At 63.7% G+C, this 317-nt stretch carries 1 protein-coding gene; it reads right to left on the bottom strand.

From position 1 onward, the window contains the following. A partial coding sequence (locus ABNX05_RS26595; protein ID WP_349662352.1) for a hypothetical protein occupies positions 1–317 on the bottom strand: 317 nt, incomplete at both ends.

Raw genomic sequence — 317 nt, 5'->3', positions numbered from 1 at the left:
CCACTACCCCCACTAACCACCTTTCCGCCTGTAGCGCCTGTAGCGCCAGTAGCCCCAGTAGCGCCAGTAACTCCAGTAGCGCCAGTAGCGCCAGTAGCGCCAGTAGAGCCAGTAGAGCCAGTAGAGCCAGTAGAGCCAGTAGAGCCAGTAGAGCCAGTAGCGCCAGTAGCGCCAGTAGCGCCAGTAGCGCCAGTAGCGCCAGTAACGCCAGTAGCGCCAGTAGCGCCAGTAGCGCCAGTAGCGCGAGTAGCGCCAGTAGCGCCAGTAGCGCCAGTAGCGCCAGTAGCGCCAGTAGCGCGAGTAGCGCGAGTGGCGGG

Origin of the sequence: Lysinibacillus zambalensis, assembly GCF_040183165.1 — a bacterium.
Classification (GTDB): domain Bacteria; phylum Bacillota; class Bacilli; order Bacillales_A; family Planococcaceae; genus Lysinibacillus; species Lysinibacillus zambalensis.
The sequence above is the reverse complement of the archived record's forward strand: the minus strand, read 5'-3'. Positions and strand labels throughout refer to the sequence as shown.